The 22,886-nt window shown below is 35.6% G+C and carries 17 protein-coding genes and 1 CRISPR repeat array; of the genes, 9 read left to right on the top strand and 8 right to left on the bottom strand.

The genetic code is table 11. The annotated features are described in order from the left end of the window. Positions 1 to 27 precede the first annotated feature (27 nt). Both IQ215_RS07965 and csx2 read right to left on the bottom strand, forming a co-directional pair. Positions 28 to 2,004 (bottom strand): tetratricopeptide repeat protein, encoded by a 1,977-nt coding sequence (locus IQ215_RS07965; protein WP_193800784.1) that lies wholly within the window; start codon positions 2,002 to 2,004, stop codon positions 28 to 30. An 83-nt stretch (positions 2,005 to 2,087) separates the two neighbouring features. Next, positions 2,088 to 3,341, bottom strand: coding sequence for a TIGR02221 family CRISPR-associated protein (gene csx2 / locus IQ215_RS07960; protein ID WP_193800783.1), 1,254 nt, complete (start codon positions 3,339 to 3,341; stop codon positions 2,088 to 2,090). A gap of 308 nt (positions 3,342 to 3,649) precedes the next feature. Here csx2 and IQ215_RS07955 point away from each other — a divergent pair, with 308 nt between their 5' ends. The 4 genes from IQ215_RS07955 (at position 3,650) to IQ215_RS07940 (ending at position 9,282) form a co-directional block, all read left to right on the top strand. Then, positions 3,650 to 5,833 carry a DUF3800 domain-containing protein gene (locus IQ215_RS07955; protein WP_193800782.1) on the top strand — a complete coding sequence of 728 codons (2,184 nt, stop codon included), beginning with the start codon at positions 3,650 to 3,652 and terminating at the stop codon, positions 5,831 to 5,833. A gap of 237 nt (positions 5,834 to 6,070) precedes the next feature. Beyond that, complete coding sequence (locus tag IQ215_RS07950; RefSeq protein WP_193800781.1) at positions 6,071 to 6,526, top strand: hypothetical protein; 456 nt, start codon at positions 6,071 to 6,073, stop codon at positions 6,524 to 6,526. Between the two features lie 61 nt (positions 6,527 to 6,587). After that, positions 6,588 to 7,877, top strand: a complete 1,290-nt coding sequence (locus IQ215_RS07945; RefSeq protein ID WP_193800780.1) for a CRISPR-associated protein Csx3 — start codon at positions 6,588 to 6,590, stop codon at positions 7,875 to 7,877. Between the two features lie 274 nt (positions 7,878 to 8,151). Continuing rightward, complete coding sequence (locus IQ215_RS07940) at positions 8,152 to 9,282, top strand: putative CRISPR-associated protein (RefSeq protein WP_193800779.1); 1,131 nt, start codon at positions 8,152 to 8,154, stop codon at positions 9,280 to 9,282. A gap of 107 nt (positions 9,283 to 9,389) precedes the next feature. Here the strand turns inward: IQ215_RS07940 and IQ215_RS07935 are convergent, their stop codons facing one another. The 6 genes from IQ215_RS07935 to IQ215_RS14485 all read right to left on the bottom strand — a co-directional run bounded on the left by IQ215_RS07935 (position 9,390) and on the right by IQ215_RS14485 (position 15,243). After that, entirely contained in the window at positions 9,390 to 10,184 is a 795-nt protein-coding gene (locus IQ215_RS07935) for a tetratricopeptide repeat protein (protein WP_193800778.1), read from the bottom strand. A gap of 123 nt (positions 10,185 to 10,307) precedes the next feature. Next, positions 10,308 to 10,766, bottom strand: coding sequence for a hypothetical protein (locus tag IQ215_RS07930; protein ID WP_193800777.1), 459 nt, complete (start codon positions 10,764 to 10,766; stop codon positions 10,308 to 10,310). A 244-nt stretch (positions 10,767 to 11,010) separates the two neighbouring features. Next, positions 11,011 to 11,354: direct repeats of the CRISPR family, unit length 37 nt; unit sequence GGTTTCCAACTAATCCCATGTAACCCCATGGGTAGGG. Between the two features lie 214 nt (positions 11,355 to 11,568). Next, entirely contained in the window at positions 11,569 to 13,296 is a 1,728-nt protein-coding gene (locus IQ215_RS07925; RefSeq protein ID WP_193800776.1) for an IMS domain-containing protein, read from the bottom strand. A 6-nt stretch (positions 13,297 to 13,302) separates the two neighbouring features. Beyond that, positions 13,303 to 14,217, bottom strand: a complete 915-nt coding sequence (locus IQ215_RS07920) for a PP2C family serine/threonine-protein phosphatase (RefSeq protein WP_193800775.1) — start codon at positions 14,215 to 14,217, stop codon at positions 13,303 to 13,305. 24 nt (positions 14,218 to 14,241) lie between these two features. Further along, positions 14,242 to 14,901 (bottom strand): vWA domain-containing protein, encoded by a 660-nt coding sequence (locus IQ215_RS07915; RefSeq protein WP_193800774.1) that lies wholly within the window; start codon positions 14,899 to 14,901, stop codon positions 14,242 to 14,244. Positions 14,902 to 15,117: 216 nt separating this feature from the next. Beyond that, complete coding sequence (locus IQ215_RS14485) at positions 15,118 to 15,243, bottom strand: hypothetical protein (protein WP_277815527.1); 126 nt, start codon at positions 15,241 to 15,243, stop codon at positions 15,118 to 15,120. A 1,255-nt stretch (positions 15,244 to 16,498) separates the two neighbouring features. On the opposite strand from IQ215_RS14485, the gene IQ215_RS07910 reads away from it, so the two are divergent. The 5 genes from IQ215_RS07910 (at position 16,499) to IQ215_RS07890 (ending at position 22,859) form a co-directional block, all read left to right on the top strand. After that, the gene (locus tag IQ215_RS07910) at positions 16,499 to 18,379 is read left to right on the top strand and encodes a type III-B CRISPR-associated protein Cas10/Cmr2 (protein ID WP_193800773.1); all 1,881 of its coding nucleotides are present in this window, start codon (positions 16,499 to 16,501) and stop codon (positions 18,377 to 18,379) included. A 41-nt stretch (positions 18,380 to 18,420) separates the two neighbouring features. Further along, entirely contained in the window at positions 18,421 to 19,509 is a 1,089-nt protein-coding gene (locus tag IQ215_RS07905) for a type III-B CRISPR module-associated Cmr3 family protein (protein ID WP_193800772.1), read from the top strand. Positions 19,510 to 19,617: 108 nt separating this feature from the next. Then, entirely contained in the window at positions 19,618 to 20,445 is an 828-nt protein-coding gene (locus tag IQ215_RS07900; RefSeq protein WP_193800771.1) for an RAMP superfamily CRISPR-associated protein, read from the top strand. Between the two features lie 191 nt (positions 20,446 to 20,636). Beyond that, positions 20,637 to 21,065: a hypothetical protein gene (locus IQ215_RS07895; protein ID WP_193800787.1), complete on the top strand. Its 429-nt coding sequence runs from the start codon at positions 20,637 to 20,639 to the stop codon at positions 21,063 to 21,065. A 69-nt stretch (positions 21,066 to 21,134) separates the two neighbouring features. After that, a complete protein-coding gene (locus IQ215_RS07890; RefSeq protein WP_193800770.1) occupies positions 21,135 to 22,859 on the top strand; it encodes an RAMP superfamily CRISPR-associated protein in 1,725 nt (574 codons plus the stop codon). Positions 22,860 to 22,886 lie beyond the last annotated feature (27 nt).

The raw sequence follows: 22,886 nt of genomic DNA, 5'->3' as shown, positions 1-22,886 counted from the left end.
GTTGCTGGGGGTTACCTACCCCATTGGTTATTTGGGCAGTTGTTCTAATAATTTTATAATGTTTTGGGTGGCGGTTTCGTTTCCTTGTTGTTGACTAAGACTAAGGGCTTTTTCCCAATCTTTTTTGGCTTTTTCATATTGCTTGAGAGATTCATAAACTTCTGCCCTGTTACTGAAATTGATCACACATTCAGAATCAAGTTCAATGGCTTTAGTGTAATTTGCGATCGCCTCTTGATACTGCTTTAACTCGTTGTAAGTAACACCCCGATTACAGTAAGCGGCTGCAAATGTGGGAGCAAGTTCAATGGCTTTGGAGTAATTTGCGATCGCTTCTTGATATTGCTTTAACTCGTTGTAAGTAACACCCCGATTACAGTAAGCGGCTGCAAATGTGGGAGCAAGTTCAATAGCTTTAGTGCAATCAGCCATGGCCTCTTGATATTGTTTTAATTGATTATAGATACCACCCCGATTACAATAGGCTGGTGCAAATGTAGGGTCAAGTTCAATGCTTTTAGACAAGTATGTTATCGCCTCTTGATATTGTTTTAATTCACGGTAGGCAATGCCCTGAACATAATAGGATGGTGCAAATTGAGAATCAAGTTCAATGCTTTTAGACAAGTGTGTCATAGCCTCTTGATATTGCTTTAATTGATAGTAGGCAACACCCTGACTATAATAGGCTGGTACAAATTCGGGATCGATTTCAATAGCTTTGGAGTAATCTGCGATCTCCTCTTGATACTGTTTCAGTTCACGGTAAACATCACCCCGATTGTAATAGGCTTGTGCAAATTGGGGATCGAGTTCAATGGCTTGAGTATAATCTGCGATCGCCTCTGGGTATTGTTTCAATTCATGGTAGGCAACACCCCGATTGCAATACGCAGCTGGATCTTGAGGATTAAGTTCAATAGTTTTTGTCAAATCGATAATTGCTTTTTCAAAATCTTGTAAATCAATATAGGTCATAGAAAGATGAAAATAAGCTAGTGCGAATTCTGGCTCGATTTCGATAGCTTTGGAATAATTTGCGATCGCCTCTTGATATTGCTTTAATTCATGGTAAGCCATTCCTCGATTTAGATAATATTGTTTATATTCATATGGAGAATAAAATTTATATCGATCTGAAATTTCAATGGCTTTACTAAAATCAGCAACAGCTTCTTTGTATTTCTCTAATTGATAGTAGATACTACCCCGACGAAAATAAACCGAATTGAAACCATCAGGATTAAGTTCGATGGCTTTGGAGTAATCTGCGATCGCCTCTTGAAATTGCTCTAATTCACTATAAGTAATTCCCCTGTTATAGTAACCTGTCAGATCTTCAGGATCAAGCTCAATCGCCTTTTCATAGTCGGCTAGGGCTTCCTTGTATTGTCCTAATTCACTGTAAGTACTTGCTCTATCACAATAAGCTGATGAATGTTCAGGATTAAGTTCAATAACTTTAGTCAAATCTGCGATCGCTTTTTCGTTTTCTTCATCGGTATAAGTTATGGCACGAGCATAATAAGCATCAATATATTGAGGATCGATTTCGATGGCTTTGGTATAATCTGCGATCGCCTCTTGGTATTGTTTTAGTTCACTGTAAGCAACACCACGACGAGAATATGTTTCTCTATTTTGAGGATCAAGTTCGATGGCTTTGGTAAAATCTGCGATCGCCTTTTCGTATTGCTCTAAATCAATGTAGGTATTACCACGATTGTAGTAAAAAGAAAAATTTTCAGGATCAAGTTCGATAGCCTTTGTAAAGTCTGCCGCAGCATTGACAAAATCATCCAGATGAAGATAGGCAATACCTCGACTGTTATAAGCATTAATATATTGAGGATCAATTTCGATGGCTTTGGTGAAATCTGCGATCGCCTCTTGATCTTGTTCTAAATCATTATAAGCATGACCACGGTTACAATAAGCCTCCTTATCTTGAGGATTAAGTTCAATAGCTTTGGTATAGTTAGCAATGGTTTGAAATTCTGTCATAGTAGTAATATCCTCAGTAATTTAGTTAGTAGTAATCAACATTCGTCATCATAAACATCACAAGGAAAAGGGTTTTTCCTGCCTTAAATTGATTCTGCTAACTTCTTCAATTCATCAATAATTAATACAAACCGTTTTTCAATATCCGAAGCAGCGCGAGGCTCTTTCCTAAATCCAGCATGAAGCACATCATTCCTTAAATTGGATAAAAGAAGTTGATTAGCCCAAATATCTTTTAATGTTTTTGTTAATGGTGCATCTGGATCTGTATCCAATTCGTTCCATTGTTCCAAGTACTTTGATGTATATTTATCTTTTTTATTTGTACCACCATTTAATAAAAGTTCTGCTTCCCATCTTTCCCCACTATTTGAAGAATCTATATTTATCGAATCAAGTTTTAAATTTAGTTGATAACAAACAAAAGATACTAACCACTCTCTAGCTAAACAAATAGATTGAACAATTTTATCCTTTTTGTAATACCATTCAATCATATTTAACATATTAATTAAATCCTGTTTTTCATCTCCATCCTCTAAATTTACCCCCAAATTATGATAATCTTCCTTTACTTTTCCTAATAACTTTTCAAAGGGTGGTAATTCCTTAATCACGCTTTCTTTTGCTTTTTGAATCGCATCGTCCAAGGTTGATGCCTCTTTAATAACATCCCGAGGACGCAACAATTGTAAGCCCTGACTAATACTTTGTATTTTAGTAGCTAACTCAAGGGTTGTTGAATTTTCCTCTTGATTTTCCGTGAGTAAATTAACTAATTGTTTACCATTTCCAGTCTTAACAAATTGATCCGTTGCCGTAATCCAATCAAGTAAACTCATAATAGGTAATAAGTCAAAAGTAGGCATATCCTGTCCTTTTTTACTGGGATCATAAGCCCCATAAACAAAACCTTTTACCTTTACATTATTGATAGTTCTTAAATAACTAATGGATAATAACACTACCATGGGAATTGAGCGAAAACTATGGGTAATGTCAAATACAATTTCATCATTAGGTTCGATCGCATTAGTAATAACATTAAAAATAGTCCAAATATCTTCAGGGGTATTATTTTCTGGAATACCTAAAGGTATTAATTCCACATTTTTTTTATTCGCAAAAATTTCCTGTAAAGCATCCCAATTCCTTTTTTTAGCACCATTAGTCAGTAAAACATATACTGACTGAGCTTGATAAAAATCACATACTGCCTCTTGAATAAAACAAGTTTTTACCTGCTGATTTATTTCGGGAAATTGAGGATGATTGTAGGTGGTTTCCTCATAGTTTCCCGTGCCCAGACAAGATATGATTTTAATAGGCTTATTCATAATTTATTTCACAAAATACTACAGCATTGTCAACCATAAGTGTAGCAATTGCTTCTCTCTACAAAGATTAAAAAATATTAACAATATGATTATGTATTATGAATATTAAGTTAACTTGTTTTTAACCCACAGGTTAATATTCTTGCAAATCCTATGATCTTAAATTATTAGATTCATGATTAGTGTAAGGGCGATCGCACATTAGCACCAGACTACCCGTTATTTTACAAAAATCTACGTTATAACCAACACCTCTAATTTATTGGAGAAATACATCTTAATTATTATTCCTCGGAGAACATAAAAAAATGACAACATTTCACCTCTATTTTGACGAAAGTGGCAACTTTAATATTGACGATGAATATACTAGATATGCAGATAGTCAATTAGCAGGAATTTTGGTTTATGCCTCCAATGATCAATCAAGTCCAGAAATTATGGATAGTCTAGCACAAGAAATATTAAATAATAGTTATCAACAAAGCTACGGTAATCAAAAGAGAACTTATCATGGAAATGAATTAAGACCATCACCACAATATAATAAATTTATTAATAATATTATTGATATTATCAGTAATAATAATCAAATTAAAAAAAATTGGCAAGGAATTAGATTAGTTAATAAAGAAGAAATTGGCTACGGAACACAAGATGATAATTATTTATACATGGTAGCTGAATTAGCCATAAGAATCGTAAAACAAAAGAAAAACGAAGGATTTAAAGATATTAAATTAAATATATATCCTGCCGAAAGAAGTCGTGATACCCAAGACTACAAAAACGTATTTACTAGCCTATTCGGAATATTAAAAGCAAGGGAATTCGACTTAAACTGTACGATTAATAATATAACTCCTATTTCAGCCTCAGATCACTATCTATTACAATTAGCTGATTTACTAAGTAATGCTAGTTATAGAAACTACAATAAATGTAATAAATCTGATAAAAATACCGCTGAAAATTTACAAAACTTTTTTGGTGATTATAACTTTTCCTTAGCTATACCCCTATTTGAGGAAAGAATTGAATCCTTACTAAAAGAGGAAGTTTATGGTTTAGCAATACGATTTATTTTATTAGAAATAAACTCAGGAAACAATCAAGATAAAGCCCAAGAGTTTTTAGAGCAAACTATTGATAAATTAGCTCAATTACCCTCCGCCGAAAGAAATGCTCATCTTAACTATTTAACTAATTGGTTAGAACAGGAAATTAACCAGAAAAGAGACTCTGAAAATGGTTATAAATTAGCCAATAAAATTAATAAATATATCTATGCCAACTTAGAAAAGAAACTATCAGAAAAAAATGAATTAAAAAGCATAATTTGGTTTAAATATAACCTGCACTTTTGGGCATTAACTGCCTGTAATCATAGTGGTAGGTTATTTCGAGCTAGTGAGGAAGCAGAAACCCTAGATCAACTAAAGTCAAAACTATATCAACAGGTAGAGCATCTTAGCCTACTGATGGAGGGTTTAATAGCTCAAGCGGTTCATTATACTGATTGTTTTGAATTTGATAAAGCTATTAATAATACTCAATTTGTCATTGATTTTTATGATTATTTCTTTGGGGAAGAAATGCAAGAATTTTTTAGTGATCTCCTACAGAATAATGATGACAGTCAGAGTATTAAATCTGATTTACGAGCCAAAGGTTTTGGAACTTGTTTACAAGCACAAACATATAAATATTTACAAAACAATGATCTTGAATTGTTAAACAAAGCTCGGGAAAATAGTGAAAGGGCGATTAACGAATTTGTAGCTTTAAATGATAAAAAAAGACAATATCAATATCGTTCCCAACTAGAAACCGCAGGAGGAAACTTTAAAGCATCTCGTCAATATCTAGCCCAAAGTTTAGACCTAGACGAAGATAGTTCTTATTTAGATATAATGAAACATATTCGACAATCAGAGATTAATGATCAAGCATTTCCTTTGTTACACTTATGTAGATTAGGCTATGGTTGTTATTTTCATAGTAATCATACCGAGTGGCAAACATTTCAAGAAGCATTACAACAATCAAGATTATTAATTAATCCTTGGTTTGTTACAAACCCCCCAGAATACTATCCTATTCATGGCATTCTGCGCAGGGTGGCAAGTTTCGGTTTAATTATGGGAAATACAGACCTCGCCGAACAGGCTTTAGGAAAACTCAATAATTTAAAACCCATAGCAAAGAGTCCTATTTTTGGATTAATACAAATAGCCACATACCTCGAATACGCTGGTTTAACTTGGAGTGGAGAGTTAAGTAATGATTTTAACAATCTTATTGCTCACAAAGATAGACAAAAAGTTACAATTACATATTTGACTGACAAATTAAATGACCAGAATTTTGAGCAAATGCAGGTTTTTAAAACACAGGTGATTGATACGGTAAAGGCAATTCAGGAAGATAACGGACAAATTCATGACGTTAAAAGAACTTTACTTAAATTAGCCAATCAAATTGGTTATTAATAATTTTGGCATTACTGAATTTAGATGTGATTTTAGACTGTATTTCGGGCTTCTAGCCCGATTTTTGGATAAATCTAATGGGGAATAACAGTAGGGTGGGCATTACCCACCATTAGAAACTTTCAGAAAACTACTCTCGAGTAAGAGTAATATCCTTTTTCTCCTTACAAGAAACCTCCTTTTCCTTATGGCATTTATCTTATTAAATGTTGTCACCAACAAAGGAGAAAAAAACCTATGTTAGCTTTAAGATTCAGAACTATCGCTTCTCAATTACAAATATTAGGTTTCAACGCCCCCGACTTAAATGGAGATTACTTATTATCTGTTGCTAAAAAATTCTTATCAAAACGTGTTTCATGGGCAGAAAATAGACGACGTGATTTAACTGATATTTTTGAATTATGGGAAGTTTTAAATATTGATAGTGTAATTGTTTTAGAAAATGCAGAAGGTAAATTAATCCGTGTTGGTATTTCCTTTGTAGGTGATGAAAGAAGAGGCTCTGAATTAGTTTATTCCCGTCAAAGTAAAACTTGGAAAAATATTCGTCGTGCCTTAAACTTAGAGCAATATTGGGTATTTGTAGTTAAAGCAAAAAATTTCCCTACACCAGAAGAATGGACTGATATTCTTTATGATGAAATTGATGTTCCTGCTTCTGAATCTGGTTGTCGTTTAATCCCTTTATAAAGGGTATAAGAGGAGTTCATCTCCTCATTTTTTACCATTTAAATTATTCAAATAAAACTTTATGTCTAATAATAAATTTAAATTTTCTATCAACTATAATTCCAACATCGATAAATCAGAGTTTATTTTAGAAGATCTTAAACCCATTTCTGATGAATTTACTGTTATTGAACTAATCAAAGATGCTAAAATTCAATTAGATGAATTAGTTAATAAAAATATTTTTTCCGATTTTGAAATTTTAAAAATAAGTGGTCGTTTACCTTTACCTATTGCCTATCTTATCGCCCATGAACTTCAACATTTCTTTAACGTTGTTGCGGTTTATTATCCCCAAAAAAATATTTACGTAGTAACCAATAGCACCAATGATAACTATCAAGTGGGAGATGTTATTAGTTCTGAAAATAACCAAAAAATGCTTCTTACTTCATCCACCAAAGATGCTTTTAGTGTGAAGGTGTCTGGAGATATTTTATATGTTAATTGTACTTTGAGAGTAAAAGATGGTAATTTCTTAGTTAAGGAAGTGGAAGAAAAGATAAATCAATTAATCGCAAATCAAAAATTAAAAGGAGGAAAGTTATTAAAAATTAATGGTAAATCCTCAGTTTTAGCAAGTTTTGTCATTGCCCATAAAGTATGTCATTTATATGCTAATGTTGCTATTTTTGACCCCAAAATTGATGGTTATGTAGTCGCTTTACGTCATGGTGGTGTATATTCTGTTGGGGATTATCTCCCCCAGGAAAATAATATACAAAATCAGAAAAAGATAGTTATTTGTGGTAACGCTAACCGAGGAAAAACTGTTATTAAAGATGGTTTAAAAGTAATATTAATCGAGTATTTAAGCAGTGAAGACTATTATTCAATTTCAGGATGTCCTGATGGGGATGGTGCGTGGTATAGTGAAACTTGTCAAAATAATCCCTCATTAGCAAGACAATTAAAAGATGTTTATAAGGTTAATTTTACTCCTGAATTTGCCCGTAATAAAGCCTTAGAAATCAAAAATATTAATATACCCTTGTTAATCTTTGATGTGGGGGGCAAAATGGATGGTGAACAGTTAACTCCTGCTAATCAAATAATTATGGCGGAGGCTAATGGTGCGATTATTGTGGGGGGAAATGAGGCAGAAATTGCTCTTTGGCGTCGTTGTTGTCAGGAATTAGGTTTAAGAGTTATGGCGGAAGTTACCACGAAATTAGAGGCTGGGAATGATAGCTTTGAGTGTCAAAATAATGTTTTTATTACTACCATTCATCAGTTAAAAAGAGGTTGTAATTTTAATGATTCTGAGGGGATTAAGCAACTAGCTAAATATATCGCTTTTGAGGAAAATTGACCATGAATAGTGATAAGGTTTTAGAATCCTGATGGCTTATACTAAATCCTGTTTGAATAATATACTAATTAGCGCTGGGAAAAGGGAACGGGGAACAGGCAAAAGATAATAATTGTTTATTGTCAATTGTTACACAGTGGATAATAGTAAACTTTACTAATCGGATTTGGTATTATTTTGGGTTTGCATAAATAGGGATCATTATGAGCAATAAATACCCTAACTATTGTATATATTTGTGTTTTATTAAAGTTAAATAAATATTAAGAAAAAAATGTCTAAAGTAATAGTTTCTACCTGCGGTACAAGTTTATTAACTAATACTCCTAATAGTGATTTAAGACAGTTATTGATGAAAACTGCTAACTATCAAGAGAGTGATTTTAACAAAGAAGAAAAGAGCATAGTTGATGAGCATATTAGTAGTATTGAAAATCAATTTAATGATCTTAGTATTATTGATGTTAAGAAAAAAAGTGCCGAATTGAATGGGATTTTGACTTACTATGAGGATCAAATTCCAAGCTCATCGGGAACTCCTGATATTCATTTTATTTTGGTTAGTGATACTTATCAGGGAAGAAAGGTGGGAGAAATTTTGGCTAATTGGTTAATGAATAATCAGTTAATGGCACAGGTGATTAAAATTGCTGATTTGGCGACGAATAATCGGGATAATTTTCGTTTGGCAATGTCGGAACTAATCAACTGGTGTAATGATACTTTGATGGGTTATCGGGATACGGGTTATGAGATAATTTTTAATCTGACGGGGGGGTTTAAAAGTGTTCAGGGTTTTTTGCAAAGTGTGGGAATGTTTTATGCTGATAAGTGTGTTTATATTTTTCAATTTAGCTCTCAATTGTTAACTATTCCTCGTTTACCTATTAAGTTGGATACGGAGGAAATTATTGGTAATAATTTAACTGTTTTTCGTAAGTTGGATGTTGGTTTTACTGTCAAAAAAAGTGAGTGTAACAATATTCCTGAAACGCTTTTATTTTACTTAGAAAATGAGGATGAGGTTACTTTGTCGGAATGGGGGCAGTTAATTTGGTTACAGTCTAAAAATAGCTATTATAAAGATGAATTGTTACCTCCTTTGAGTGAAAAATTGGTTTATTCTGATGAGTTCAAAAAAAATATGGTTGCTTTTCAACATCGCCCTGATCGAATAATACAGGTTAATCAAAGATGTGATCAACTAAGTCGTTTTTTGGAGTCCCCAGATAATGATAAATATAACCCTCCTTCCCTAGATTACAAACCCATCACTAAAAGCCCTTTTCCTGATTCTGATCATGAATGTGATGCTTGGAATGATCAAGATGCGCAAAGACTGTTTGGACATCGATTGGGTAATGGACGCTATCAAGTTGATCGTATTGCTAAAGGATTACATTAATATTGCTGTGTAAGGGGCGATCGCTTCGGGATCTGCTTCGCAGCGCACCGTGGCAGCCTGATCGCACTTTACCCGCAAATAAATCGAACTTTATAGGAGGTTCGCACTTATAAATCATCTAGTAAATCGAGGACTTCTTGGTTATCTTTTAAGATGATGTCACACAAAATTGTTTTACTTAACAGATAACCTCGACAGAGAGGGTCAATTTCAATGGCTTTAGTATAATTGGCGATCGCCTCATGATACTTAATCATCTTATCATAAGCACAACCACGATTAAAATAGGCTGGGGCATATTGAGGAACAATTTCTGTAGTATTAATGTAGTTATTGATTGCTTCTTGATAATCCCCTAGTTTATAGTAAACTATCCCCCTTCTATTATGGGCTAGGGCATATTTTGACTCTATTTTAATAGCTTTAGCATAATCAGCGATCGCCTCATCATAACGACCTAACTTTTCATAATTATAAGCCCTACCATAAAAATAACTATAATAATTTCGGATCGTAGAATTAGGAGATAAATTCTCTATGATTATAGTGTAATCGGCGATCGCCTCTTCATAACGACCTACCTTTTCACAAAAATGAATTCTATCTAAACGGTGGAAAATATTGTTAGTAATTTCAATGATCTTGGAATAATCAGCAATCACCTCATGATATTGTTGTAAATTCCGATAAGCTCGAATTCTAAACTTATAGGCTGATACAAGGGTAGATTCATCCTGATTTTGCCTTTCAATGATTTTTGTCATATCAGCAATTTCTTGCTGATCTTGTTTAATTCTTTCTTGTTCCCTTTTAACCTTCCAGTTAACATCAAAACCACAATTACTACATTGCTCAATAGTATTAGGTTCATACTCCATGGCACATATCGGACATCTATTCATTTTTTTTCTCCATTTATCAAGATTCGGATTAATACTCATCATGTAAGTTTTCCTCTCCCCTTGCAACGGCAGATGCCGAAGGCAGAGGAGTAAGGATTTAGGGGATTTTAACCCCCATCGAGTTTAAATAACCACTAGACGACAACCAGAACCATCTATGGGAGTATCAATTTCACCATAAAGAATATCTATCCATTGTCCATTATCTTTAGGAAAATCTTTCCACTTTACTGCGAACACCCAATATTGTTCTAATCCCAAGGCTTGACGAATACCATACCAACGACGACTTTTTAGGTCATAAATGCGATCGCGCCCTCTTTGTTCACTTTCCACCAGAGAAACCCCTACACGAACTAATTTGCCATCCTCGTTCTCCAACTCAATGACAGCGTCAATATTGAGGACATCCCATAACACATATACATCACTGAAATCATGCCTTTTATTTCTTGCCCATGTCACCCGCCGAGGCAAATATTTTTCAGCCACAGACAATAAATGATCCGCATTCAAATCAGAAGCACCAAAGGCTAATACTCTTAACTGAGATGCAACACTTTTAAATCTTAAACCTAACATGATTCTACTCTCCTTTTTTTGGATACACTAACCCCTTGGTTAGCATTTGAGTAAAAAAAGGAAAAACGATGCGTCTCGAAACCGTTAGGTTTAGCTCTTTTTTGAGCCACAAAGATAATATAACCTTATTATGTCCATTTCGTCAAGGATTTTCCAATACTTTTTTCCTTACTTTAGGTTTCCCCAAAAGTCCTCAGAATTTTCCCCATAGAAAACACCCCCAAAACCTAAATGATTAAGGAGGTGTTTCCAACTAATCCCATGTAACCCCATGGGTAGGGGCAAAAAAGCTTTTAATCCCCAACCCGAAGGCGGTGAAATGGTTTCCAACTAATCCCATGTAACCCCATGGGTAGGGGGGATCAACGTATATGATCACATCCAATATGCAAAGCGAGAAAGGTTTCCAACTAATCCCATGTAACCCCATGGGTAGGGTAGTATTGTTTTAGCGTTCGTTGCTAAAAAAGGATTCGAGGGTTTCCAACTAATCCCATGTAACCCCATGGGTAGGGTATACGATGCAATCACTGTACATAACTGGCCTCAGCCGTTTCCAACTAATCCCATGTAACCCCATGGGTAGGGTCTTCGATTCAGGAGCATTGAACTACAAGAGTTTTAGCTTTTGAATCTACACAATAGTAATAATAACACAAAAAATCAAAATTGCACAACAAAAATAACAACCTGAAACCCATACAGGGCAAGGGATCGACACAATAACACGAAGTAATGAGCATTTCAGGGTTTTTGGTTATTGTGTAGATTTTTGATTTTGCCTCCGAAAATTGAGCGTTAATTACCGACTCCATTTAACCTCCAAAGTGTTGTAATCACTAATTTTCCACTGACCATTAACAAGGGAAAATTCATAACGAATCAACCTTTGTTGATAACCACTGCTATCAGTATCAATTCCCCCTCGGGCATTGTATAAAGTATAACTTTCGGTTATCAAGGCATCGACAATGGCAACATTTCCATCTAAACTAAAATATTCCACGCCATCAACACTTTGATTTGAATAGGTGTAATAAGCGTTCCTGTTTCTCAACCAATCAATAGAACTTTCCTCTCCATCACTACGATTAACACTATTATTGTACCGTGTGCCAGTTAGAAAACTAGACGCCAGGTTTTTGTCATAGGGAGGAGCAAATATTTGACTTTTAGCATCTAACCATCTTTGAATTAGATTTACTGCTACTTGTCGAGAAAAAACTGTTCTTTGAGGTGAATTAGCGCTGGGAATAACTCTTACGGGCGATCTAGATGCATCATTCATCAGCAATAATCCTAATAATAGAACAATACCAATGACTGCGCCGATAGTTCTTTTTATTTTCGAGTCATCATTTGCCTTAGATGTTTGTTGAACTGTTGGTTGTTTAAATGAGTTATTATGGTGCGCTGATGGTGTGTAATTCGTAGAATTAGTAGGATTATTTTTTTTTCTGTTACCTTCCTTGATAAACACTCTACCTCTCGAAGTAGATTTCACCCCTTCAGGCAGTTTAAAAATATCATATCCCAACTTTAGTTTACGTTGACACCAATAACAGTTTCCATTAGTAGAAGAATAAACATGACTTTCAACGGCAGAACAAATTTGTAATTTATTTGCCGCCTCTCTAAGTGAGTGAAGCCATTCTGTTGCCGTAGGTCTAAGATGAGGTTGTTGATGACCTTCATTAAAACATCGTAAAAAGCATTTTTGTAAAGAAGGATGAATAATATGTAGAGGTATGGTATTGTGGTTGTGAACTAAGAGCCTATTTTTACTTTCTAGCCATATACCTCGTTTGATTAAATCATTTTGTTCGGGCTTATCTCCACTACCGACCCATTTTCCTAAGCCAAAAGGATGATAACTAAACAATAGTTGATAGATCAAGATACCAAGACGAAAATTATCATGATGTATCTTTTGTTCAACCCTAAGAAGGTCTATACCGATTAGTTCGGGAGGGGTATATCCATCAGTACCAACAGGGCAAGGATACAACTTATTGTTAGTACGATCTTTTACCTGAAAAGAATCTACATCAATAAAAGAAGGTACGGACTGACTATTAACTAATATATTTTGAGGTTTAATATCACCAACAACATAACCTGCTTTATGAATTGCATCAATAATGGAAACGATATTTAAAGCCGTATAGTGTAAAAAATGCCAATCTATTTCAAGTTTTTTAAGTTTTCTACGCTTGGGGTTATATACATCAATTAATTCTAAAGCCTCTTCTATCCTTGGCATGAGAAAACCCAAAAATTTCCCTTGTCGATTTTTTATCAAAGAATGTGGAAAACTAAAAGAGGTGTGATTTTGATCTTGATTAGGATCCTCAGGCTTGTTTTTCATCATTACCTTCAATTTAGCAAACTTTTCAGGAGAAGGGTCATGATATAACTTTGCGACTAATCGACTCCAATTAGTTGTCCAAACCTGACCTTCACCACTATTAGCAATTTGCTTAACTAGGGTAATTTTTTGGTTACTATTATCACAAAATAATTCTTGCATTGATCGTCAGCTGGTTGTTTTATTGGATGAAGGTAAAAAAAAATTTATTATCCGTTTGATTCTGAAGGATCGTTTGTTATTTTGTTTTTGTTCTGTTTCCTCTATTTCTGGCTCATCGGTTGTTGTGTTAGGGACATCAAGCGTGGAAGTTAGCTCAGTAAGTAAGCCGAGTAGAAGGGTTTTATCATCATGGGTGCGTGTATTTAATCGTTCTGAATTAAGAAAATCTTGGATGTATTGATCTTCTTCTTCGGGAACTAATGTTTCTTGTAAATACTCTTCCAAGGGAGAGAAAAAAGCGTTAAACGGTTTAGAGTTTTTGTATTCAATTGCCACGTTTTCTAGTCCGTCGGTAGAAGCACAAATGAAGTAAGGTTTCCAGTCAAACACTTGGACTTGCATTTCTTCTATGGCGTTACTAGACGTTACAAAAGTTGTTTCGTTGATATATTCACCTTTATCTGGATTGAATAATAGTTGCAATTCACCATCATGAGGACGAGCTACGATAAAACCATCTCCAATTTGCATCGCCACCATCCCATGAGGTGTTGCAAGAAAAACAAGTAATGTACAAGCCAATTCACGATAGTCACAATTTAAATTTTGAGCTTCTTGTTCTATCTTTTTCAAAATGTTCTTTAGTAAATGCTCGAATATCTCTTTTGCTCTCTCTAAGGTTAGTTGCAAAAGCTCATCATAAATATCTTTGGGAAATTTTTGGAATAATAATATAGAAGTCTCTACCGCTATTTCTGCCCCTCTATCCGAAAATTTGGCACTCCCCGCTCCATCGGATACCGCCCCCACCATGACATCTGGTGCAATTAAGCTATAAGCACCAAAATCTTGACAAGGTATATTTTGTTTTTGATGTCCAACTCCCACAGCTGAACGGGCGATCGCTCTCCATTCTTTCATGATATTCGTCAAAGTGTTAGTATTTTAGGTGGATATTTGTGCCCAGCCCACAGGGGGTAGTGCAATTGCTTCCCCAACTTTTCCTCCTGAGACACGCTTCATAGAAGAACTTAGCCAGACAAACAATTCTCTAAAATTTAAACCACTTAATAAAGCTGGAGGGCGATTTGGAGGTGCTATTTGTGTAAGTGTGTTCATATCTGCTCCTTCTACACCTACGGCAAAAAATAAGCAACCTCCCTCAGCATCTTTTTGATGCAATCTCTGCGCAGCCATTTGCCAATCATCCGTCGGTGCACCATCTGTGATCAAAAATATCCAAGGACGATAATAAGGGATGCCATTGTCTTTGTAAATCATTTTGCGCTCTTCCAATAGATCTAACGCAGAGTTGATGGCCTCACCCATGGGAGTTGTACCTGAGGTTTGTAGGGTAGGAGGTGTAAATTCATCAACGGAGGTAAAATTTTGAATTACATTAACTATCTGACCAAAAGTGATAATTGATAATTCGACGCTTAAGGTGGCTTGAGTGTCCTCTAACAAATTTCCTTTAAAATCACTAATACCCATATTCAGTTGGCGAATAGGTTCTCCTGACATAGAGGCTGATGTATCTAATAAAAGGATAACAGGGCAGCGATTTTCTGTATTGTCGGCAAATTCTGGTAATCCTACAGGCATGATATTTTTATGAGAGTAACGTTTGTTTACTTATATTCGATTGTGTATTCGGTTTGAAATCTTATGGTAGGTGCACAATTTTTTATGTACCATCATACTACCTTAGAAAGCTAAAAGATCAACATTTATTTATTATGCAAATTCAACATTCTTTGTCTTTACATTGAAGCAAATGAGATCATTTTTAAAATTTACTTTCACCTCTTCACTTATTATTTATTTGCTATTAACTTGAGTAGATTGAATGAGTCGAGCAATTTGAGCATTAGTAGCGGAAAATTTCACGGGAGTTTGAGGGTTTTTGGCTTTGGGAAGATGAGAGTTTTTAGATCTGATAAGCATTTAAGTTACCTACTAACGATGACATTTGCTATTAAAACAAGGGGTAAGAAAAGTCTTTTTCTCAGTTTCTTTACTGCCGACTTTGTTTTCTGAATCCTACCCATATCAGGTTATGGGTGGATTTTTTTACAGTGTTTTAAACACTCATATTCTTCCTCCTTTATTTCCTTTTCAACAATCACTAAGATAAATACTGCTAGGAAAAGGGGTTTTCTTCGAGGTAATGGTTAGTTTTTTAAGGGCGAAGAGATTTGCTTCCCATAGTGCCATTTTATGGTCGCCCCTATTCTATTTATATTTCTCCGAGTCTCTCCATAGAAAGCACCCCCAAAACCTAAATAGTTAAGGAGGTGTTTCTAAATAAACCTATATATCCCCATGGTTAGAGGCTGGTGGTATGGAATTCGTACAAGTTAACTATACCTTGTTTCCAACTAATCCCATGTAACCCCATGGGTAGGATCTTCGTTTCAGAGGCATTACACTACAAGAGTTTTAGCCTTTGAATCTACACAATAACACGAAAAATGGGCATTTCGGGGTTTTTAGTTATTGTGTAGATTTTCATTATGGATAAAAATCCGCCGAATAATTGTTCATTATTCATTCTTCATTATCAATTGACACCATCAGCTTTCGATGGAAACGTTACAAGAAAACCCCCTTTCCCATGGATTGCTTTCATAGATTAAGGTCTGCTGAATAAATTAAAAACTAGGAAGTATAAGGTGTTTGAACACATTATAACTTTCAAAAAATACGCAAAAATGATCGTTTTTTTTCAAAAACATAGTTAAAACAACAAAATTATAGACACTACACCAATCAGTTAAAACAGAGAAACTATTGCCTGTTCCCCGTTCCCTGTTCCCAGCCTTCACGACTCCACTTTTTGCTGCAACCCCAAATTAATTCAAACATTAAAGAATGTAAAGAAATTGATTTGTATTTTATAAAATGCCAGTACACTTAAACAGACTGCATTAAAATCATTAATCACATTAAAAGACAATTTCTGGCGGTAATCTTACCTGATAAAAAAGTAAGACAAAAAAATTGAACAATATTCCAATACCCACCAATATTGACCCACTAACTAACCCCTTTTGTCATTAGTGAACATCAACAGTCTCATTCCTTGTCGCCTATGGGCAAGGATAATTTTTTGACATCCCATGGATGGACAACATAACAAGTAATGACGTTGTAAAAAACCCACTCCAATAAAGCATTTTCCTCAAGATTAAAGATAACCATGGCAAAATATACAGTAATTACATTTGCACCTGTACAAGGATTTATCGAAAAATCCCGTAAACTAAGAGACTTGTATGGAAGTTCCTATCTTATCTCTTTATTATCATGGGTAATTTGTCAAAGAGTCGAAAAACTAGGCTATAAAATAATTTCTCCTGCCTCTACCAATGTGACTCAGGGAATGCCTAACCAAATGGTCATTAAAGGTAAACTCTCCCCAGAAGAAATTATCATAATTAAACATACTTTTGATGAGGCTTGGAAATGTTTGGTTTATGGTTGTAAAGAATGGATTGAAAAAAATATCAATCAATGGGAGTACAATTATTGGCGTAGGGATTGGAAGTTATGGGTTAACCATTGTTGGGAGTTTTTTAGCGCTTCTGGGGAAACCATTACTCAGGCAAGAAACAATCTCAATCAGGCAAAAAATAGTCGAGATTGGACAGGAATTAATTGGCGGGGTGAAAGTTCGACTCTCTCGGGAAGTGATGCTATTTGTCAGCCTCTATTGGGAGAATCTTATGAACCTCACAGCTATGATTATCAAGGGGAAAAAAAGATAATTCGTGAATTTTACAAAGCATTAAGTGAGCAGTTAGGGGAGGCTTTTATTGAACCAAGGGAGGAGTTGAGTATTCCTGAGTTGGTGAAAAGAATTATCACCCATGAAACTATTATTAATAATTTCTTTGACAAAATAGTGAACTTTACTATAGTAGATGAAAACGAAGAAAGACGATTAGCCACTAGGAAGGATTTCATGAGTATAGCTGATGAATTACAACCTGATAGTTTTCGAGATTTAAACCGCCATAGAGAGGATAGCCAAGAGCAAAAATATTGGACAGGTTGGTTTTTGGGGGATGGTGATAATGCTAGTAAATATTTCAAAAGTTTAGCTCAAAAAGCTCCAGAAATTGAGGAAAAGGGCTTAAAAACATTTAGCCAACAAATGAGGAGATGGGGTAAAAATTTAAAGAAAAATGAATATACTTTTTTAGAAGAAAAAGGGCGGATGATTTATGCGGGGGGGGATGATTTTTTAGGGGTTTTATATAGTTCAAATATTGGGGAAAATGAATTATCACCTTTAGTTCCCTATGACTGTTTAAGGTGGTTTTATTCCTTTAAATCAGAGGTGTGGCATGGAGAAGATCCTAAGATTATTACGGCTAGTGTAGGCTTTGTGTGGGCTGGAAATCAAGTACCCCAACGGGATGTTTTACAACATTGTCATCTGGCGGAATCTTCTGCTAAAAGTACAGGGCGCGATCGCATTGCTTTCCGTATTTTATTTAACAGCGGTAACTATTTAGAATGGGTATGTCCATGGTGGTTATTGGATACGGGAGAATGGATTTTTGAGGTGGAGAATCAATCCTCAAGGGTTTGTTTACCCCAAGAGTTAAAGGTTGATTTAGAGGGTTTAAAACAAGATAATTTAAACTTAATAGAGTCCTATGGCGATCGCTCCAAAACCTTATTACAAGACGGAGGTAATTGGACACATTTCTATCAAGATATAGCCACCCTAGAATCACGTCATGCCTTTAATAAAAAAGTATTTTCCCAAGAAGAATTAACACAGAACAACGTCATAGTTAGTAATGATATAGCCCTAAGTTTAATTAATATTTATTTTGGAGAAAAATGGCATAAAATTATTAGTAATCCTAACTATTGGTTTAATAGGTATGACGATAGAGAACTATTAACCTTTACGGGAATTTTAGGAGATCCTAAACAGTTTATAAGTGATTATACACCCGAAAACTATCCTCAATTAATTGAACATCCTCTAGTTAAACAAGCCTTAAATAATTGGGTAATAAACTTAGGAAAAATAGGTTTTTATTTAACCGATAAACGACAATAATTATCTTAATTAAAAATAAACAAACTTGCACAAAAAAAACGATGAATAATGTAACTTATAATCTCAAGTATTTAACAATCATTGAACCCCTCGGATTTTTGTACGGTAGCGCAGGAAGATTTTTGTCTCCAGAAAACCTCGTAGGGCGATCGGGCGCCAAATTTCCCCCCAGCAGTACCACCTTATCAGGGGTTTTTGCCGCCAACCTAAATGATGATGAACGGAAAAAATTATGTGTTGCTGGCCCATTTTGGGGTAAAACTGAGCGAGTGCATGAGGAACAAAACTTTTATGTACCAACCCCCCTTAATTACCTTGTTAAAAATGGTCAAATTCAACATAAATTACACTGGGATGACCAGAAAAAAGGATGGTATGACGAAGAAGGCAACGAACCCGCCGACAAATTCGATAAAAGTACATGGATACCCATCAACCAATGGGATAATCCCACCACCGTAGAATCACCCCCTTGGCGCTTTACTCCTCACCTACACCCCCGATTAGCCCAAGATCAGCGACGGGTTTATATTGAAGATGAAGACACCCCCGCAGAGGACAAAAAGGGTAGTTTATTCCTCGAAAATGCCGTGGAAATGTCCCCCGATACTTGTCTAGTTTATTTGTCTTCTCAAGCCCTAGAGTCAGGGTGGTATCGCTTCGGTGGCGAAGGTCATATGGTGGAGATCACTTGTATTGAACTCAATCACTACTTGCAAAACCTGTTAAAACAACCCATAGAAAACCAACTAGCTCTAATTACCCCTGCAGTATGGGGTTCTAATCGTCTCTCGTACCGTTATCCCGTCCATAACCAAAAAGAAAAATCTATCACCCCCACACAACAAACATCGGACACCGAATATGTTTGGAACACAAAAACAATTTTTACCAGCCGAGCGCATCCTTTCCGCTATCGTTTTGGTAACCATGAAGATCCCACTCGCCCGAAACTCCTCTCCAGAGGACGTTATGCCGTACCAGCCGGAACGGTATATGTGTTGGAAGACTCCCTTTCCCAATCTTGGTTAGAGTGGGATGAAAGCTGGTTTCCTCGGGAAGGGGTATCTTTCAAACGGTGGGGATGTGGCTTAGCTTTACCGATTAAATCTCTCCAGACATCGGGCTAGAAGCCCGAAATATAGTGTCAAAACATTAATTTTTGGAGATTTTTATTAGTGTTTAACCCAGATTCCTACCCATCAAACAACGTTTTTTATTTATTTTAAGAGTTAACTATGTATCAAAAAGCCTACGGAATTATCGAAACCTTAGCCCCTCTCCATGTGGGAGCATCAGCGGGGGAAGAAAGCGGTAATCTAAACTTAATTTTTCGGGATCAATTCACCCAAACGGGTATCATTCCGGGCAGTTCCATTCGTGGTCGTTTTCGCGCCGACATGAGACAGGAAAAGACTGGGCAGGTAGATAATTGGTATGGACAAGAAGCCATCCCCAATGAAAAAGACAGCACCACAGAAGCATTAGTCAAATTTGAATATGCCTCCATTGTTTGGATACCTGTTTATTGTCCTAACCAACCCGTTGTGCGAGTATCTTGTCCTGCTTTGTTAAGACGTTATCAGAAAATAACTAATAAACCCATGAAGGAGTTTAAACCCTATAGCTACTACGGGAAAAAAACTAGCTCTACTTTGTTTTTTAATCTCGGTTTTCTACCTCTAAAAAAAGAAGATAAAGAACTTAAAGACTATATTCCCGAGGAAATTTCTAATAGAAATGAATACCTAGTTTTGATAGTAAATGATTCAGAAATATCGATGATCCATGATATGGCTCTTTATCGTCAAAGTCGAGTGGCGTTAGAAGCGAATCAAAAGAAGGCTAAAACAGGAGCGTTTTTTGATGTGGAAGCATTACCAGAAGGCACCATAATGACTTTTCCTCTTGCTCTCAAAAAAGATGGACAAGATGGATTAGTACAGTGGAATAAATTTGTTCAAGACTTCAAAATATCAGCTAATAAAGATATGTATTTTGGGGGTTTAGAATCTATCGGTTTTGGACGTACCAAAGTAACCCTCCATGCAGTAGAGGAAAAATAACACTGTTCAATCTTTTACGTTCACTCATTGCAATTAATTCAGAAATAAATATGTCAAAACCCCAACCAAAAAGACCAAGCCAAAGACCTCAAACATCTTCATCTCAAAAAAAATCTCCTCAGAATACATCCTCTACGCAGGTAAAAAATCCACCACTACCTCCAAATTTAGAGGGGTGGCAACCTTATAATTTGGATCATTCTGCCCAAGGTTTGGTTTTAAATTATCGAGATGAAAAAGATGTTTTAAATGAAACTCACAAAATGAGAATGACTGTGTCCTATGGTTTAGAGCGCTTTTGGGGAGAACATCTGCGCCTAAAACGGGAAAATCAAAATAAAAGTGATTATTGGAAGGCGGTATGGGATGAGTTAGGGGAAATTCTTGCTAAAGCGGGGGTTAGTTTGCCTAATGATTCTGTTATTTCGCATCTACCAGCTGGAAATAAGAGAGAAAGAGAAGCAAAAGAAGCTGATGAAACTAAAAAAATTCGAGAAATGGCGAATAAAATCTGGCAAATGCCCATGGATGACCAAAGGGTAGCTTTAATGGTGTTAACTCAATTTTGTGATTCTTTGGTGTGGTGGTGTCAACGGTACAAGAAAAAAAAGGATTCGTAAATTATATATTTTCGGTGGGGTTGTCTATGCCCCAACTCACACAGCAACTTTATTTATGAGGTAGGATTTATGGGAACGTTACAACAAGGTTTACAAAGCCTTAAACAAGATCTTAAAAATGAATTAAATATTGAGGTAAAAGATACTCAACCAGTGGAGGAGTCAATTATAATGCCGTCTCCTGAACAAGTTCCCATGATGTATCGAGCGCAAGTATCGGGGAGATGTTCTTTGCAGTATGGCAAAAATCAAAAGGATTTAGATCGTTGGACGGAGGAATGGGTTTATCCGAATAAAAAAGATGAGCCGTCTTATCAGTTTAAAAAACCTCAGTTAGCTTTGGATGATGGGGTTTATCGTTTTGAAATCGAGTTTCCTTGGCGTGTTTTTAGTAATTGTGGTCAGGATAGTATTTTTCGCCCTGTCATAGGTAAGGATGGTATTCCCTTTATCCCGGGTAGTGGCATTAAGGGATTATTTAGAAGGTTACTTGAATGGGCGGATATTAGTGATGATGATAAACGAACAATTCAAAATTATTGTGGTACAGCGGATAAACCTGCAACATTGAGATTTCTTCGGGCTTATCCTCTTGGGGATTGGGCGCAGACAAAACGAGTTACACCCCGAAATAAAAATGAGGAAATTCGTTATCAAATGGTGGATATTTGTCACCCCCAACAAAAAAAACAAGTTGAAGGAGGAGGGCGCCCACAGGCGATCGCCCTTATTAGCTTTTATAAACCCACTTTTGTATTTGAACTAAGTAGTATTAAACCCTTGGGACTGACAGAATGGCAACACATCGAACAACTATTAAGAAAAGCCTTAAATCAAGGCATCGGCGGAAAAACCAGTAATGGCTATGGTTTGTATAATGCCCCCCAAGACAAAAATCTCTATCCTCTCGCATTTCATCTCTTTGCTAAAGGAGTCAGCCCTTTATTGCGCAATGATGAGCCAGAGTTTCGCCCAAATTTATTTAAAGCTACATTAAGGGGTCATGTTAGCCGTCTTTTAGGGGGAGCAACAAATAATGTTGATACAGTTAAAATAAAGGTTAATCAACTGTTTGGCGATAACTCCCCTGGTAGCTTACAACTTTATTGGGAAACCCTTCCCGAATTTTTAACGATGGGAACTTATGGCAGGGAAAATACGCCCATTTATGAAAATCAAGGGATACTTTATCTTGATGTGAAAAAGAACAATAATAATCAGGATATTGCTTTTTTGCAAAAGGTGATGGAATTTGCTTTTATTATGGGTGGTTTTGGTAAATCTTGGCGCCGAGTCTATCACCCCGATTTTATGAACTATAACACCCGTGCGATCGGTTGTCATTGGTGGGGTAGTTGGCAAAAACCAGATCAACCATTAAATATTAATAATCCTCAACAACTCACTCAATTTCTCAACGGCTTATTTAATACCTGTCAACAATATTTAAACATCAACAACAATCAGCAATACATCAATAATTGGCGAGAATCTTGGCATCCCCAGAATGTTAAAGTTTTCTCAAAAGTAGTCGCCAAATCGGAGCTTATTACCTTATTTCATGAGGACAAATTCAAATATACCCCTGCCATTGGCGGTAAAAATAGAGGTGATAAACGTCCTAAATATGTAAGTTGTGTTTGGCATCGAATGTTACCCATAGAGAATAATCAATATTTAGAAATTATGACCGTTTTTCGAGGTGATAACCAGTTATGGAATGGGCAAAAAGCTAATTTTGAAAAAGAGATAACTGAGAGAAACTTTGGATTGACATGGGGAAATAAAAACTAATCTGAGTTTAGGAAAAACAATTGTGTA

It is taken from the genome of Cyanobacterium stanieri LEGE 03274 (assembly GCF_015207825.1).
In the GTDB taxonomy this organism is placed as follows: domain Bacteria; phylum Cyanobacteriota; class Cyanobacteriia; order Cyanobacteriales; family Cyanobacteriaceae; genus Cyanobacterium; species Cyanobacterium stanieri_B.
This window is presented reverse-complemented; position numbering and strand designations above follow the sequence as displayed.